This is a genomic window from Mangrovimonas yunxiaonensis, from assembly GCF_000733475.1.
GTDB lineage: Bacteria > Bacteroidota > Bacteroidia > Flavobacteriales > Flavobacteriaceae > Mangrovimonas > Mangrovimonas yunxiaonensis.
Genome location: NZ_JPFK01000005.1, coordinates 537885 through 552827, shown reverse-complemented (window position 1 = coordinate 552827; position 14943 = coordinate 537885). Strand labels below are relative to the sequence as shown.

Here is a 14943-nt window from a genome sequence, read left to right as displayed (position 1 = left end):
GTTGAAAGTTTAGACGTTATAAACCTTTAGGGTACAGAATAGTTTTATATTTTTACATCGCTAACTAGTTTTTTATGAGTTCATCTTTTGAAAGATATCAAAAACGCCGATTGATTTCGTCGTATTTCTCTGTTGTTTTAAGCATTGCCTTAGTCTTGTTTTTATTGGGGCTATTGGGCCTATTGGTGTTAAACGCCAAAAAAGTATCGGACCACTTTAAAGAGCAGGTGGTGGTTACCATTTACCTGAAAGATTCTGCCAAAGAGGTTGAAGTAAAGCAATTGGAAAAAAGTCTGGCCATGGCCGATTATGTTAAGGCCACCGAATATGTCTCGAAAGACCAAGCCGCCGAATTAATGAAGGTTGAAAACGGTGAGGACTTTATGGACTTTTTAGGATACAACCCCCTACAGAACTCCATAGATGTTACCGTAAAAGCCGATTTCGTTACAGAAGAACAACTTAAAAAGATTGCCGATGAAACCACTGGCAAATCCTTTGTTGAGGAGGTGCGTTACGATAGCGACTTGGTAACCCTAATGAACAATAACGTTCGTAAAATAAGCTTTTGGATTTTGGTTTTAAGCGCCGTATTTACCGTTATTGCCGTACTGTTAATCAACAGCTCCATCAGGCTTTCGGTTTATGCCAAACGATTTACCATAAAAACCATGCAAATGGTTGGCGCCACCAAACACTTTATACGCAAGCCTTTTGTTTGGAAAAGTGTGCGCCTAGGCATTATAGGTGCCCTTGTGGCCATGATAGGCATGGCTGTAACCTTGTATTACATTAACAAAACCTTTCCCGAGTTAAACTTTATGAGCAACCAGATATTAATAGGAAGCTTGTTTTTAATCATTTTACTCTTAGGCATTGTTATTACTTGGATAAGCACGTTTATTGCTACTCAGCGTTTTTTAAATTTAAAAACCGACCAGCTATACTACTAAGTCCAACCTAGCCATTATGAACATACGCCGCCTTGGACTTATTGTCGTTTTTTTCTGTGCAGGATTCTTTGGATTTAAGGCTATAGCTCCTCTGTTTGCCAGTGCTCCTACATTACAATCCTGCGTTTCAAAAACCGAAACCATTGCCCAGGTATTTAAGGACAACTCGCAGCACATTGTTCTTAAAACTGTTTCGGGAGACCAGTATTACATTTCCCAAGACTTGCATGAGATAAATTTAGATACCCTTAACGCTAAAGTTCTAAATAAAACCGTTACTTTGCACATGGCCAAATTGTGGTTGGGCACCTCGGAATACATCGCCCAGCTAGAAATTGACGATACAATTATCTTTACAGAATTTAACTAATTATGGGAGAACAAAAACGAAAAGACGCCAACAGAAATGATTTTATCTTCGGAAAGAAGAACTACCAGTTTATGTTTATTGGGCTTTTAGTTATCGCGCTAGGATTTATTTTAATGTCTGGCGGTGGCAGTGACGACCCCAATGTTTTTAGCCCAGATATTTTTAGCTGGCGCCGCATTCGTCTAGCACCTATGCTAGTTCTTATAGGGTTTGGCATTGAGGTTTATGCTATTTTATTAAATCCTGATAAGGATTCGAAAAAATAACGTCTTTATTTTTAACATCATTCTTTAGAATTGATACTTTTGCCCCATGGATGTTATAGATTCGATTATTTTAGGGATTATACAGGGGCTTACCGAATTCTTACCTGTATCGTCCAGTGGGCATTTAGAATTGGGAAAAGCCATTCTTGGCGACCACTCTGTCCCCAAAGAAAGTTTACTTTTTACCGTTGTGTTACATTTTGCTACAGCATTAAGTACCATTGTTATTTTTAGAAAAGATATTGCACTTATTTTAAGAGGACTTTTACAATTTAAATGGAATGACGATTTACAGTTTTCATTAAAGATTATTCTCTCCATGATTCCTGCTGTTGTTATTGGTGTACTGTTTGAAGACCAATTAGAAAGTCTTTTTGGTGGTAACATTCTACTCGTTGGTTTTATGCTACTTGTTACTGCTATTTTATTATTCTTAGCAGATAAAGCCAAAGACACCAATAAAAAAGTAAGCTTTAGCAATGCCTTTATTATTGGTATTGCGCAAGCTATTGCTATGCTACCGGGGATTTCACGCTCTGGAGCAACAATCTCAACTTCTGTATTATTAGGCAACGATAAAACTAAAGCTGCTAGATTTTCATTTTTAATGGTCGTTCCTCTTATTTTTGGTAAAATCGCCAAAGACGTTTTAAGTGGCGAACTTACCTACGAAAGCACAAACATACTCCCTTTAAGCCTTGGGTTTCTGGCTGCATTTATTTCTGGTTTATTTGCTTGTACCTGGATGATTGCCCTGGTACGCAAAAGCAAACTTACCTACTTTGCCCTGTATTGCGCCATTGTAGGTTTAATTGCCATTACCTTTTCATTACTGAATTAATATGAAAACTGCTGAAGATTTTAAAACCGGACAGGTTTTACTTATTGACAAACCCCTGGAATGGAGCTCCTTTCAGGTGGTAAACAAATTGCGTTGGGTTATTAGAAAAACCCACAACATAAAGAAAATAAAAGTTGGGCATGCGGGCACGTTAGACCCCCTAGCCACAGGCCTTTTGGTGATTTGCACAGGCAAGATGACCAAGCAGATAAACACCTATCAGGGGCAAGAAAAAGAATATACCGGTACATTTGTTTTGGGCAGCACCACCCCTTCTTACGATTTAGAAACCGAGGTTGACCAAGAGTTTCCTACAGATCACATTACCGCTCCCTTAATCCACGAAGCCGTTTCACAATTTATTGGAGATATTGAGCAATTTCCACCCGTATTTTCAGCCATAAAAAAAGACGGAAAGCGCTTGTATGAATTTGCTCGCGAAGGAAAAGCCGTAACCATTAAACCTAGAACCATTCATATTTCTGAATTTGAAATCACAAAAATTGAAGGCCTTACCGTTAATTTTAGAGTGGTTTGTAGCAAGGGTACCTACATCCGTTCATTGGCACACGACTTTGGTAAAGCTTTAAATTCTGGCGCACATCTTTCGGTATTAAGACGCACGAGAATTGGTGCTTTTTCGGTTGAAGACGCCATGACGCCAATACAGTTTGAGGAACTTTTAACAACCAAATCCTCATAAATTCCGTATATTAGGTCGTAAACACCCCGCTTTAAGGGCGCTATGGATTTAAACAACAAACAAAAATCTTTGCTGCTAACCTGTCTGGTTTCTGGCACAATCGTACTTTCTTTATTTGGATTTCATATAAAGAAACAAACCGAGCGTATGGCCGAAAGCTACTACGACATAAGCCCCGAGGAGTTTTTAGAAGAAGAAGAAGCGTTGGAGGACCTTACAAAAGCCCTCGACAACAACACCTCTGAAACCAACAAAGCTTTTAACGAAACCCAGGAATACAAACGTTTTGCCGAGGCATACCAACCTATAGCCCCACCTAAAGACTACGAGTACAAGCCTTCAGAGTCGACCTCGCCAACCACCAACCCACCTGAAACAAAACGCCAAGGAGCATCTGGTATTGACGACGATGTATTATCTTCGTATAACAACGTAAGCGATGTGTTAAAAAAACACCGCAGCGGCAGTATGGGAGAGCAATCGGTAAACAAAAATAGCTCCATGCATTACTCCTTAAAAGACAGAACCCATGTGTTTTTGCCTACCCCCGTTTACCTATGCGAGGATGGCGGTAAAATTATTATTAACATTACCGTTAATGCCAAGGGACTGGTAACCAAAGCGTATGTTAATGGCGCTACTAGCACCAATAACGATTGCCTAGAACAACACGCTTTAGAATATGCCAAGGATGCGCGGTTTAGCCCCGACGCATCAAAAAACACCCAATTAGGAGCTATTACTTTCTATTTTAAAGGGAAACGCTAACAGGCAAGAGCTTTAATAAATCGCTTGCTGCCGTTTTTCCCTTATCTTTATTATACCATAGCTGTAAATCCTCTTTAAACTCTGGCGTTATTTGCCCATGGGCTGCCTTATAATCGCTAACCATTTGGGTGGCAGCACTAGGTCGTGGCCCAAAGGTGTTAATCACCTTCTTGGTATCGGCATCCAACATAATTAGTTTAGGAACAGCCCGTGCACCATTGGTTAAAAACAAATCCATTAATTCTGGATGCTCGTCGCGTAACACCACCCTTAAATTAATGTTTTCGCTTTGCTCTGCCACTTTATTGATTACAGGCATAACATGGGCAGCATCGCCACACCAACTCTCTGTAATGGCCAACCAAATCATGGGTTTATCAAACGCTTTAAGCTGTTCTTTTTGACTTTCGGTTAAGGTTAAACGTTTATCCCAACGCGACATGCGCTTTTGGTTTAGGGCGGTATAGTTTACTAAGTCCTCTGTCGATTCAGCACCAGTTGTTTTATTGTTCAAAACCAAATAATCAACCAAAGTTATGTACTCATTGTACGACATGCTGGTCTCCAGGCTATTCTCTATAATTTCTTTCATCATTTTAAATTAATATACTGCTCAAAATTAGAGGTTGTTGGTTGTATTTTTTATGATTTATGTCATAAAGTATGTCTATCTTTATTGAAGAAACTTACACGCTTAAAAACCATGGAAAAACACAGATGTGGCTGGTGTATTGGCGACCCTCTATACGAAGCCTACCACGATAACGAATGGGGTGTTCCTGTTTATGACGATGCCACACTTTTTGAATTTTTAATCTTAGAGACTTTTCAAGCGGGTCTAAGTTGGATTACCATTTTAAAAAAACGCGAAAACTTTAGAAAAGCCCTAGACGGTTTCGATTATAAAAAAATTGCAAACTATAAAGATGATAAAATAAGTGCACTACTTGAAGATGCAGGCATTATAAGAAACAAGTTAAAGGTACGTGCTACGGTTACCAATGCACAAGCTTTTATGAAGGTGCAAGAAGAGTTTGGTTCGTTTTCAAAATACATTTGGGCGTTTGTTGACGGTAAGCCCATAACCAATAGTTGGAAGCATTATAAAGATGCTCCAGCAACAACTGCTCTGAGTGATTCCCTAAGTAAAGATCTTAAAAAACGTGGTTTTAAATTTGTAGGTTCTACCGTAATCTATGCCCACATGCAGGCCACGGGCATGGTAAACGACCACGAAGTTGGGTGCTTTAGGTATCATGTCGTGAGTCGTGAGTCGTGAGTCGTGAAAGCTACAATATACTTTGAATAAGCTACTTGCTTTTCTTTTCCTTTCTTATTCTGAATTAAACAAATAAAACCCCTCTAAACCCTCTGGCCGCATAGTACGATTCTGCACCATTGTGATAGATAAAAACTTTACCAAAGCGGTTATCGCCAAAAAGGGCTCCTCCAAGCGCTCTAACATCTTCGGGGGTTTTTACCCAACTGGATGTTTTTAAATCGATAGCTTCCAACTTTTGTAAATCTTGATATTGGTCAACGCTTAAAAGCTCGATTCCCATTGCCGTAGCCACATCCATGGCATTATTTTTCGGCTTGAATTTTTTTCTAGACTCCAAGGCTACTGCATCGTAACAAAGGCTTCTTCTTCCGTTTGGACTTTCTTTAGAGCAATCGCAAAATACATAAATGTCTGTTTTTTTATCGTAAGTCACCACATCTGGTTCGCCACCTGTTTGTTCCATTTGGTGGAGCGACCATAATTTTTCTGGGTTAGCCTCTAATTTTGTTTGTATCTTTTCCCACTTCAAACCTTGATGACGATGCATGTGTTTTTCAAACCGATTGTTTAAGATTTGAAGCAGCGCTTGACTTTGGGCGGATGATAATTTCATATGTTAAAAAGAGTTCTCTAAGTTAATTAGCCGTCATCTAAGGTATTATTTTATTATCATCTGACAACAAAACTTCTTTACAAAAGCCCCAAAAAAGCCTCTCTAGAAATTTCTTCAGCGCCTAAACTGGCTAAGTGCTTGGTATAAACTTGGCAATCGATGAGCCTGTAATTGGTATTTTGTACAAACGTTATAAAGCCTATTTTACTGGCATTGCTTGTCTTGGTAAACATGCTCTCGCCACAAAACACCCCGTTTCCTAAATCTATGCCATACAACCCTCCAACCAATTGGTTATCCAACCACACCTCTACCGATTTTGCGTAACCCAATTCGTGTAGTTTTGTGTAGGCCAATATCATCTCTTGGGTGATCCAGGTATCTTGTTGCCCATCGCGTTTTATAGCAGCACAGTTTTCAATAACTTGGGAAAACGCTTGGTTTACGGTAACTTTAAAAGCAGCTTTTCTAAGTATTTGCCGCATACTTTTAGAAACCTTTAATTTCTCTGGAAACAAGACAAATCTAGGATCTGGGCTCCACCACAAAATAGGCTGATCACTTTCAAACCAAGGGAATATGCCACTTTTATAAGCCAACACCAACCGCTCTACAGATAAATCGCCCCCAACAGCCAATAACCCTTCTGGGGTGGCCTGGGTAACCTCTGGAAATGTTATTTCGTTGGTAAGCACTCTCATAGCAGGATTAATCCGCCAATAAAAACAACCATTCCCACACCCATCATAATAAGTGTGTACGGCAAAATTTCCTTAGCTTTTAATTTTGTTATTCCCAATAATGGCAACGCCCAAAAAGGCTGTAACATGTTGGTTATTTGATCGCCATAGGCCAAGGCCATAATGGCTTTGGGCAAAGGCACCCCCAATTTTAATGCCGATTCGATAACTATGGGACCTTGTACAGCCCATTGGCCGCCGCCGCTAGGCACAAAAATATTTACCAATCCTGCACTAAAAAAGGTAAAAATAGGCAAGGTTGTTTTGTTGGCGATAGACACAAAAAAATCGGAAATCATGATGACCATTCCCGTTTGCTCCATAATCCCCATGATTCCAAAATACAGAGGAAACTGAATTAATATTCCCGAAGCGCCCTTAATGGCTTCTTGCAAAGCATTTAAAAAACTACTAAACGACCCATGGAGTAAAATTCCCAAACCTAACATAAAAAAATTAAGCATATTGGGCGTAATTTGAAAAGCCTTTAAGGCATTTGAATACTGATAAAAAAAGGCGATTAAAATAATTGCTCCAAAGCCCAGCGACAAGCCCTTGGAATAGTCGAGCCGTTCGGCACCTTTTAAATTTTGACGTTGGGCAGAAGCATTTTTATAGGAATCTAATTTTAAGGGAGTAGGTGCTGTTTTTTTGGCCACTCGAGAAAGCACCAAGGGAACGGCAAAAAGTAAAATGGCAAACAACAACAAGTTGGCTCCGCTAAAAACTGTCTGGTTAAAGTTAATGCTTACTGGCAATTGAGATAGCCTTTCGGGGGAAGCAATGTTTCCCATAAACGTTTTTATGTGGTTGGTCTCCGACACCTTTATCAAGGCAGAGCCGCTTATCCCGCCATGCCAAACCATAAGCCCGACATAGCCCGCCGCACCAACCAACGGATAATTTAAAGGAATGTTATTGTTTTGGGCATGTTCCCCCACTTTCCGTGCTAAAATGGCACCAAAAATAAGCCCCAATCCCCAATTAAAGAAAGCGACCAACATGGTTGTTACACTCACTAGTACAACAGCTTTCTGGGTGCTCTGGGCATAACCCGTAATGCCCGAAATTAATTTACTTATTGGCTTGCTTAGTACAAGCACGTGCCCCAATACCAAAATAAGCATCATTTGGTAGGCAAACACCAATAAATTATTGTTCCACACACCAGCCTCCCAATACGACAAAATTTGCAAAACATGTGGGGTATTGGGCTCTGGAGTTGTTAATACCAAGGCCAGCGCTATGGTTAGCAACGTTAACAAAACCGCAATCGTAAAGGGCGATGGCAGGTATTTTTTAAACGTGGTTTCTATAAATTTTGTAAGCTTCATAAATAAAAAAAGGCCTAAAAAAGTAAACTTTAATAGGCCTAAATGTAATGGTTTCCCGTGGGTTATTAAAACGGAAGATCGTCGTGATCTTCTTCATTTAAATTGTTAGCAGGCTCAAAAGCATCGGCGGGAGGTATTGGCGGCATGTTCTGGTCTGCTTGTTCCTGTTGCAAGGTTTCTATTCGCCATCCTTGAATGGAATTAAAATATTTTGTTTCGCCCTGTGGATTTACCCACTCACGCCCTCTTAGGTTAATGCTTACTTTTACCTGTTGTCCTACTTGGTAGTTATTCAATAAATCGGTTTTATCTTGAACAAACTCGATCATTAAGTGTTGCGGGTATTGCTCCTCTGTAGTAACAACAACTTCGCGTTTTCTAAAACCGTTGTTTCCAAATGTTTGTGTGTCTCCAATAAGTTTAATTCTTCCTTGTACTTCCATCTGTCTAAAAATCTGTTATTTATGATAATAATATTTTCCACGCGCTTTGTATGTCTCCAAAGCTTAAATAATTGTGGGCTAATTTATGTTTTTCTCTGGTTGAGGCGTCTACTATGTTGGGGTAGCGCTCACTAATTTCGGCTATAAACGTTTTTATGGCCTCTTGGGTTGGCAACTGTTCTACATTGCCCAGCATACCCAAATCGTTTCCTGTTAACACCATGCTATTTTTTATTTCTTCAGGAAAACTATCAACCCCAATTCCTAGTGTGGTTAAGGGTTTTGGAATCTCGAAAAAGCCATTTCTTGCCCTGCTGTAATAGCTGCCTCCTGCTCTGGCTACCAAATCCAGTTTTTCTTGATCGATGATGTTGTCTTCATTTAAAACATCGTTATCGATATGCAATTTTACCACTTCGCAAATCACTAGGTTGCCTGCGCCACCTTCGGTTCCTAGTTTTACAACGTTGTTAACTCTGCATTCTAATTGAATGGGCGATTCGGCCACACGAAAAGGCTTAACCAAATCGGACGGCAACATGGTTAATCCTGCCTTTTCAAATTCGTTTACCCCAGTAGGATACTCGGTACTGCTTAACGACATTTGGTGAACCAGATCGTAATTAACCACATTAATAACTACCTCTTTGGTAATTTCAACATTTTCCAGAGTATGTTTTGTGGTATTATCTCTTACACGCCTTGCGGGCGAAAAGATTAAAATTGGCGGATTGGCACTAAAAACATTAAAAAAACTAAACGGCGATAAATTAGGCGCTCCATTTGCATCTATGGTGCTTGCAAACGCTATAGGCCTAGGTGCTACAGCACTAAGCAGGTATCCGTGCAGTTTTCCTGTTGAGAGTTCTTTTGGTTCGAATGACGTCATTTAGTAAAACTAATTTTAGCAAATGTAACTATTCCATGACTGAACTAAAAATGATTTGGCCTGTTGGAACACAATATTATTAACAGAATTCTATTATCTTTCAACATAAAATTCTCAACATGCTTTTTGCCAAGTACCGCAACATTACAAGATGGGGGATTGTTTTGGCCTCCTTTATTATTATCTCCTCTATTTTATGGAACACTTATATGTTCTTTCAAAAATTTAAAGCCGAGGAGCGCAGTAAAATGGAAAATTGGTCCTTTGCTCAAAACGAATACCTAAAAATTATTGAAAGTTTTTCTTTAGACGATAATTTAAGTTCTGCCAACCTTGACCTTATTTTAAAAATCTTGGGCAGCAACACCACAACTCCCATGATTGTAATTAATGCAGATTCGAGCATTGTAACGTTTAGCAACATTAAGGAAAGCAACCATGACGAAACTTCCCTAGCCCACGAAGATTCGGTTTATGTAGAAACCCATGCTAAAACACTCATTACCCAATTTAGTAAAGAAAACAGCCCCATTAACATCGGGTACGAAAGCCAAACGCTTTACTACGGAAACTCCCCATTGTTAAACAAACTAAAGTACTACCCTTTAGCCTTAATTTTAATTATTGTGCTGTTTGGAGCCGTAGTGTATTTCTTTTACCGAAGCACTAAAAACGCCACACAAAACAAGCTTTGGTCTGGAATGGCCAAAGAAACCGCGCACCAAATAGGTACGCCCTTGTCGTCTTTAATTGGGTGGGCAGAAATTTTAAAGACTGAAAACGTTAACCCACAATACATTGAAGAGATTGAAAAGGACATTAGCCGTCTGCAAACCATTACCGAGCGGTTTAGCAAAATTGGATCGTTACCTACCTTGGCAAAAGCCGATATTGTTTCAGAAACCATTACCTCTTACGATTACCTGAAAGCCAGATCATCTAAATTAATTGATTTTGAACTTATTGCGCCAAATAACGAAATTTATGTAAATTTAAACCAACAATTATATAGTTGGGCGATAGAAAACTTGGTAAAAAATGCCATTGATGCCATGAAAGGCAAGGGCAAACTCACCATAGAAATCGTTCAGTCTGAAGACCTTGTAAAAATTCGTGTTAGCGATACCGGAAAAGGGCTTTCAAAAAACCAATTTAATACTATTTTTGAACCTGGTTTTACAACAAAAAAACGAGGTTGGGGCTTAGGGTTATCGTTAACCAAGCGTATTGTTGAAGAGTTTCATAAAGGCAAGATAAAAGTGCTTCATTCTGAACTTGGAAAAGGCACCACCATGCAAATTACGTTAAAGTTGATTTAAAGGCTTAAATTATGGAAGAACATTTTTTTACAGTTAAAGAAGCTGTGCTAAACAACAATTGCCCAGAGTGTTACAACAACAATGGGCTACACTTAACATTTAAGCAAAAGTTTATTGAAACCAAATGGTACAAATCTATTACCAACGAGACTGCACAGGAAATTGAATGCCGTGTATGCCATACCGTTATTTACCCTGCCCGATGGACCGACGACATAGACCGCGTGTTTAATTACCACCAACGTGCTTTTAAACCTAAAAAAACTTCTATAAAATTAAAAAAAGCGGCTTGGTGGCTTATTGCCGGTTCTGTATTGGTTGCAGCTGCAATTATTGCAACGCTGCTTGTATGGCCGTAGCTACTGCTTTAAATTCTTCTGGTGTAAGGGTATCTTTAGTGGTAAATCTGGCGTCTTCCATATGGCGTAAAGGAATTAAATGCACATGAACATGAGGCACTTCTAACCCAATAACAGACATGCCCACACGCTCGCATGGAATAACTTGCTCTATAGCCTTGGCCACCTGTCTTGAAAAAGCCATTAAACCCATGTAGGTCTCCTCATCTAAATCGAAAATTTTATCCACTTCCTTTTTAGGAATACACAACGTATGCCCCTTGGCGTTTGGATTAATATCCAGAAACGCAAAGAACTCGTCGGTTTCGGCTATTTTGTATGATGGTAGTTCGCCATTAATAATTTTTGTGAAGATTGATGCCATGTTTACAATGCTATAAAAATACAGTTAAAGATAAAAAGAAAATTCCTGCCTAAATACATCAAGCAGGAATCTTTTTTCTGTTTTAATTTTTGGGCAAGTTATCTCGAAATTTCTAAAATCTCGAAGTTTATTTTTCCATTGGGCACTTGTATCTCTGCGACATCGCCAACCGATTTTCCTAAGAGCCCTTTTCCTATAGGCGAATTTACCGATATTTTCCCTGAGGCCAAATCGGCTTCACTTTCGGCCACTAGGGTATAATTCATTTCCATACCATTGGCTTGATTTTTAATTTTCACCTTAGAAAGTACCAGCACTTTAGAGGTATCTAATTGCGACTCGTCTATCAACCTGGCATTAGACAAGGTTTCTTCCATTTTGGAGATTTTCATCTCTAGCAGTCCTTGCGCTTCTTTGGCAGCATCGTACTCGGCATTTTCACTCAAGTCTCCCTTATCTCTGGCTTCTGCAATGGCTTGTGAAGCTTTGGGACGTTCAATATCTTTTAAATGATTTAACTCGGCCCTTAGCTTTTTTAATCCTTCGGCAGTGTAATAAGATACTTTACTCATAACTTCATCGTTTAAATTAAACCTGTTTTTATTATAGACCCTTTGGGCAATAAAATACAAAAATCCCGTTTTCACGAGATTGTAACACAAATATACAAAATATTTATGTCAGTCGTCTTTTTTTGTAAATTACGCCCCGTATTTCATCTTTTTAAAACCTTTTAACACCCCTTTTTAGGTGGTAACTGCCACAGGCACAAATAGCAACTTGAAATTTTACACCCATGAAACACCCCTTATACTTTAGTTTACTCGCTTTATTTTTAATGGCTTCTTGCAATAAGAATGATGACGACCACAACAACAACCAATACCTCCCTAATGTAGCGTTTGATACCGGCACATTAATAAACACCAACCTACCACAGTTTAACGCGCTTAACTTTCCTAACAATCCCGTGGCCATAAACAATGCTGCCTATGGCATTAATGGTATTGTGGTTATGAATACTGGTAGCGGCTTTACCGCTTTTGAGTTGAGCGACCCCAACCACGCCTTACAAACCTGCTCTAAGCTTAACCTAGAAGGCATTATTGTGTCGTGTTTGTGCGACGATGGCAATGCCTACGACGTGCTAACCGGGCAAGGACAAGAAGGCACAACAGGACCTTACGGGCTACGCCCTTATTTTGTAGAAGTGAGTGGGAATATTATTAGGGTTTATAACAATTAAGCCTGCCCAAAAACAATAAAAGCCCAAACATTGCTGCTTGGGCTTTAAGGTTAAGTTCGTACGAATAGAACTTAGAGAAACATAACGTTTAAAATTTTAGAGTAGCGCCCAACAAAAAGTTGGCTGTAGCTTGTGGGTAATACCCTGCGCCTTCTATGGTAGTTACTTGGTTAGGGTCGGTCCAAGTATCATCATAAGTATAGTAATATCCGTTAGAAATGTATTCTTTATTCAAAATGTTATTGGCCACACCTTTAAAGACTATCGACTTAAAAATCTTGTTCATCTGCAACTCGTAAACAATGTTAAAGTCATTTACAAAATAGCTATCCAGTTTTGAGCGTTCAGAATTGGTGTTGCCCATATACTGCTCGCCTACAAACTTGCTTAACAATGCCATGTGTAAATTTTTAATAGGCTTTACTACAATGGCATTTCCTGCAACCACTTCTGGAGAAAATGAAATATTGGTGGTTCCCAAGTTTTTCAACTCACCATCTACAGCTGCTAGCATGTCCTTATTTTTATTCGAGCTTAAGGTAACGTTAGGATGCAGAGAAAGTATGTTGTTTATTTTTATGGCTGCATCAATCTCCAGACCTAATCGGTAGCTTTCACCACTGTTATCGCGTTGCGGACTTCCTACGTCGTCTAACTCACCCGTTAGCACTAATTGGTCATTATACAGCATAAAATAGCCATTCGCATAAATTCTGAAGTTGTCATTATTATGTCTCCAACCCAATTCAAAATCGTTTAGTTTTTCTGGCTTAATATCTGGGTTGCCTTTAAAATCGTCGCGGTTAGGCTCTCTGTTAGCTCTCGCATACGAGAAATACAGGTTGTTCTTGTTGTTTAATTCGAAGGTTACCCCTGCTTTTGGATTGAAGAAAGTGTAATTTTTATCAACATTAAATGGTACTAAATCCGATGAAATCCCCGTGGTTTCATAAGCCACATGTCGCAATTGTAAATCTCCAAATAAGCTCCAATTATCATTAAAACGGAAGGTCGCCTTAGCAAAACCACTTAAGTCTTGTTTTTTACCAACCCCATCGTAATAACGGTCTCTAATTTCGCTATTGGTGGCATACCTTGCCCAAATAACTTCACCAAAATGATCGCCTTTGTAATGGCTGTAAGACCCTCCAAAAATAACGTTAAGTTTATCGTTATCCTTATAAGTGGCATTAGCATTCACCACATAAAAATCGTTATCCAACCAACGTCTTCTTATTAAATCGGTGGTATTTACCAATGTGCCGTCTACGGTTAATTCCTCAAAACCGTAATCTGAAAAATCTTCGTCTTCTTTGTACTGCTCAAAATAACCGTGCCCTTTGGTATAATTCAGGGCTAAGTTTGTCGACCAGTTACTGGTTAGTTTTTGGTTCCAATGCAATTGGTAATGATCTTGTTGGTAATTGTCTACTTCGTTATCGTAGAACCTGATGTTGCCGTCTGCATCGGTATATTCTCCAGCCGTATTGTACGTTCTATCGTTTTCAAGTTTATCTAAGTCCTCCAAGCCATTCCAAGACTGGTAGGTCACTTCTTTTCCTGAAAACGTAATGGCCTTTAATAAGGTTTTATCGTCTACATAAGCGGCCTGCAGATAGTACGATTTGATGTCTGAAGACGCCCTATCGATATACCCATCCGATTTAATTTGCGACAAACGCCCGGCAATTTCAATGCGATCGTTAAGTTTTCCTGTGCTAAACTTTAGCGTGTGTTTTCTAGTGTTATAACTTCCAAATGTGTTTGAAATTTCGCCATAAGCATCATTAGAAACGGCATCGGTAAGCACATTAACACTTGCCCCAAAAGCTCCCGAACCATTGGTCGATGTTCCCACACCACGTTGTAGCTGTAAGCTTTCTACAGACGAAGCCATATCGCCTAAATTCACCCAAAACGTCCCTAACGACTCGGCATCGTTATACGGAATTCCGTTAATGGTTACATTGGTCGACTGCGAGCTTACACCACGCACACGAATGTTGGTATAGCCCACACCGGCACCGGCATCGGTAGTGGTAACTACAGAAGGCAAATAATTTAAAAGCACAGGAATGTCCTGGCCTAAATTGCGCTTTTCTAAGTCTTCTTTAGTGACATTGGAATGTGTTATTGGCGATGTTGCCTCTACCCTTACGGCCTTTACCAAAACCTCGTCTAAGGTTTCTATTTTGGTAGAATCCTGCTGTTTTTCTTGTGAAAAAGCACCTAGAGATAATAAAAACAGTGCTAAAAATGCGCATACATTTTTCATTCGATAAAATAAATTTTGTCGAATAAAAAGAGGTCATTATTCTTTGTTAGTATTTTGATTAAAAATGGGAATGTCCAAAACTCTGATCCGGATACAGAAATATGAACATTCACTGTCCCTAAACAGCATTACCTGTTCTAGGTTCATTGGGTATGATCTCAGCCTTTCAGATTTTTTC

General features: G+C 39.3%; 19 protein-coding genes. 10 read left to right on the top strand and 9 right to left on the bottom strand.

The window, feature by feature from the left end:
* The first annotated feature begins 74 nt into the window (after positions 1-74).
* Genes IA57_RS06590 through IA57_RS06565 form a run of 6 tightly spaced genes read left to right on the top strand, consistent with a single transcriptional unit; the run spans position 75 to position 3901 of the window.
* Positions 75-953: a cell division protein FtsX gene (locus IA57_RS06590; protein WP_036120900.1), complete on the top strand. Its 879-nt coding sequence runs from the start codon at positions 75-77 to the stop codon at positions 951-953.
* A gap of 16 nt (positions 954-969) precedes the next feature.
* Positions 970-1323 carry a hypothetical protein gene (locus tag IA57_RS06585; protein WP_036120897.1) on the top strand — a complete coding sequence of 118 codons (354 nt, stop codon included), beginning with the start codon at positions 970-972 and terminating at the stop codon, positions 1321-1323.
* Between the two features lie 2 nt (positions 1324-1325).
* Positions 1326-1589 (top strand): DUF3098 domain-containing protein, encoded by a 264-nt coding sequence (locus tag IA57_RS06580; RefSeq protein WP_036120894.1) that lies wholly within the window; start codon positions 1326-1328, stop codon positions 1587-1589.
* A gap of 46 nt (positions 1590-1635) precedes the next feature.
* Positions 1636-2430 carry an undecaprenyl-diphosphate phosphatase gene (locus IA57_RS06575; protein WP_036120892.1) on the top strand — a complete coding sequence of 265 codons (795 nt, stop codon included), beginning with the start codon at positions 1636-1638 and terminating at the stop codon, positions 2428-2430.
* A 1-nt stretch (position 2431) separates the two neighbouring features.
* A complete protein-coding gene (gene truB / locus IA57_RS06570; protein ID WP_036120889.1) occupies positions 2432-3133 on the top strand; it encodes a tRNA pseudouridine(55) synthase TruB in 702 nt (233 codons plus the stop codon).
* A gap of 42 nt (positions 3134-3175) precedes the next feature.
* The gene (locus IA57_RS06565) at positions 3176-3901 is read left to right on the top strand and encodes an energy transducer TonB family protein (protein ID WP_229730262.1); all 726 of its coding nucleotides are present in this window, start codon (positions 3176-3178) and stop codon (positions 3899-3901) included.
* Here the strand turns inward: IA57_RS06565 and IA57_RS06560 are convergent.
* A complete protein-coding gene (locus tag IA57_RS06560) occupies positions 3885-4496 on the bottom strand; it encodes a thioredoxin family protein (RefSeq protein ID WP_308418504.1) in 612 nt (203 codons plus the stop codon). The genes IA57_RS06565 and IA57_RS06560 overlap by 17 nt on opposite strands.
* 108 nt (positions 4497-4604) lie before the next feature.
* On the opposite strand from IA57_RS06560, the gene IA57_RS06555 reads away from it, so the two are divergent.
* The gene (locus tag IA57_RS06555) at positions 4605-5180 is read left to right on the top strand and encodes a DNA-3-methyladenine glycosylase I (RefSeq protein ID WP_036120884.1); all 576 of its coding nucleotides are present in this window, start codon (positions 4605-4607) and stop codon (positions 5178-5180) included.
* Positions 5181-5244: 64 nt separating this feature from the next.
* On the opposite strand, the gene IA57_RS06550 is transcribed toward IA57_RS06555, so the two are convergent.
* The 5 genes from IA57_RS06550 to IA57_RS06530 form a co-directional block, all read right to left on the bottom strand.
* Entirely contained in the window at positions 5245-5796 is a 552-nt protein-coding gene (locus IA57_RS06550; RefSeq protein WP_036120882.1) for a DUF4256 domain-containing protein, read from the bottom strand.
* A gap of 77 nt (positions 5797-5873) precedes the next feature.
* Positions 5874-6497 (bottom strand): leucyl/phenylalanyl-tRNA--protein transferase, encoded by a 624-nt coding sequence (gene aat / locus IA57_RS06545; protein ID WP_036120880.1) that lies wholly within the window; start codon positions 6495-6497, stop codon positions 5874-5876.
* On the bottom strand, positions 6494-7870 hold the full coding sequence (locus IA57_RS06540; protein WP_036120878.1) for a short-chain fatty acid transporter: 1377 nt from the start codon (positions 7868-7870) through the stop codon (positions 6494-6496). The genes aat and IA57_RS06540 overlap by 4 nt, the downstream gene beginning before the upstream one ends.
* A gap of 65 nt (positions 7871-7935) precedes the next feature.
* Entirely contained in the window at positions 7936-8313 is a 378-nt protein-coding gene (locus tag IA57_RS06535) for a DUF3127 domain-containing protein (RefSeq protein WP_036120876.1), read from the bottom strand.
* Positions 8314-8332: 19 nt separating this feature from the next.
* Positions 8333-9202, bottom strand: a complete 870-nt coding sequence (locus tag IA57_RS06530) for a flavin reductase family protein (protein ID WP_036120874.1) — start codon at positions 9200-9202, stop codon at positions 8333-8335.
* Between the two features lie 119 nt (positions 9203-9321).
* On the opposite strand from IA57_RS06530, the gene IA57_RS06525 reads away from it, so the two are divergent.
* Entirely contained in the window at positions 9322-10521 is a 1200-nt protein-coding gene (locus IA57_RS06525) for a sensor histidine kinase (RefSeq protein ID WP_036120871.1), read from the top strand.
* Between the two features lie 11 nt (positions 10522-10532).
* Positions 10533-10880, top strand: coding sequence for a hypothetical protein (locus tag IA57_RS06520; protein ID WP_036120869.1), 348 nt, complete (start codon positions 10533-10535; stop codon positions 10878-10880).
* Here the strand turns inward: IA57_RS06520 and IA57_RS06515 are convergent.
* Positions 10852-11244 carry an HIT family protein gene (locus IA57_RS06515; protein ID WP_036120866.1) on the bottom strand — a complete coding sequence of 131 codons (393 nt, stop codon included), beginning with the start codon at positions 11242-11244 and terminating at the stop codon, positions 10852-10854. The two genes, IA57_RS06520 and IA57_RS06515, sit on opposite strands and share 29 nt — an antisense overlap.
* 98 nt (positions 11245-11342) lie before the next feature.
* On the bottom strand, positions 11343-11816 hold the full coding sequence (gene greA, locus IA57_RS06510; RefSeq protein WP_036121388.1) for a transcription elongation factor GreA: 474 nt from the start codon (positions 11814-11816) through the stop codon (positions 11343-11345).
* Positions 11817-12040: 224 nt separating this feature from the next.
* Here greA and IA57_RS06505 point away from each other — a divergent pair, with 224 nt between their 5' ends.
* On the top strand, positions 12041-12490 hold the full coding sequence (locus IA57_RS06505; RefSeq protein ID WP_036120863.1) for a hypothetical protein: 450 nt from the start codon (positions 12041-12043) through the stop codon (positions 12488-12490).
* Positions 12491-12578: 88 nt separating this feature from the next.
* Here IA57_RS06505 and IA57_RS06500 read toward each other — a convergent pair whose 3' ends face one another.
* Complete coding sequence (locus IA57_RS06500; protein WP_036120859.1) at positions 12579-14765, bottom strand: TonB-dependent receptor; 2187 nt, start codon at positions 14763-14765, stop codon at positions 12579-12581.
* Positions 14766-14943 lie beyond the last annotated feature (178 nt).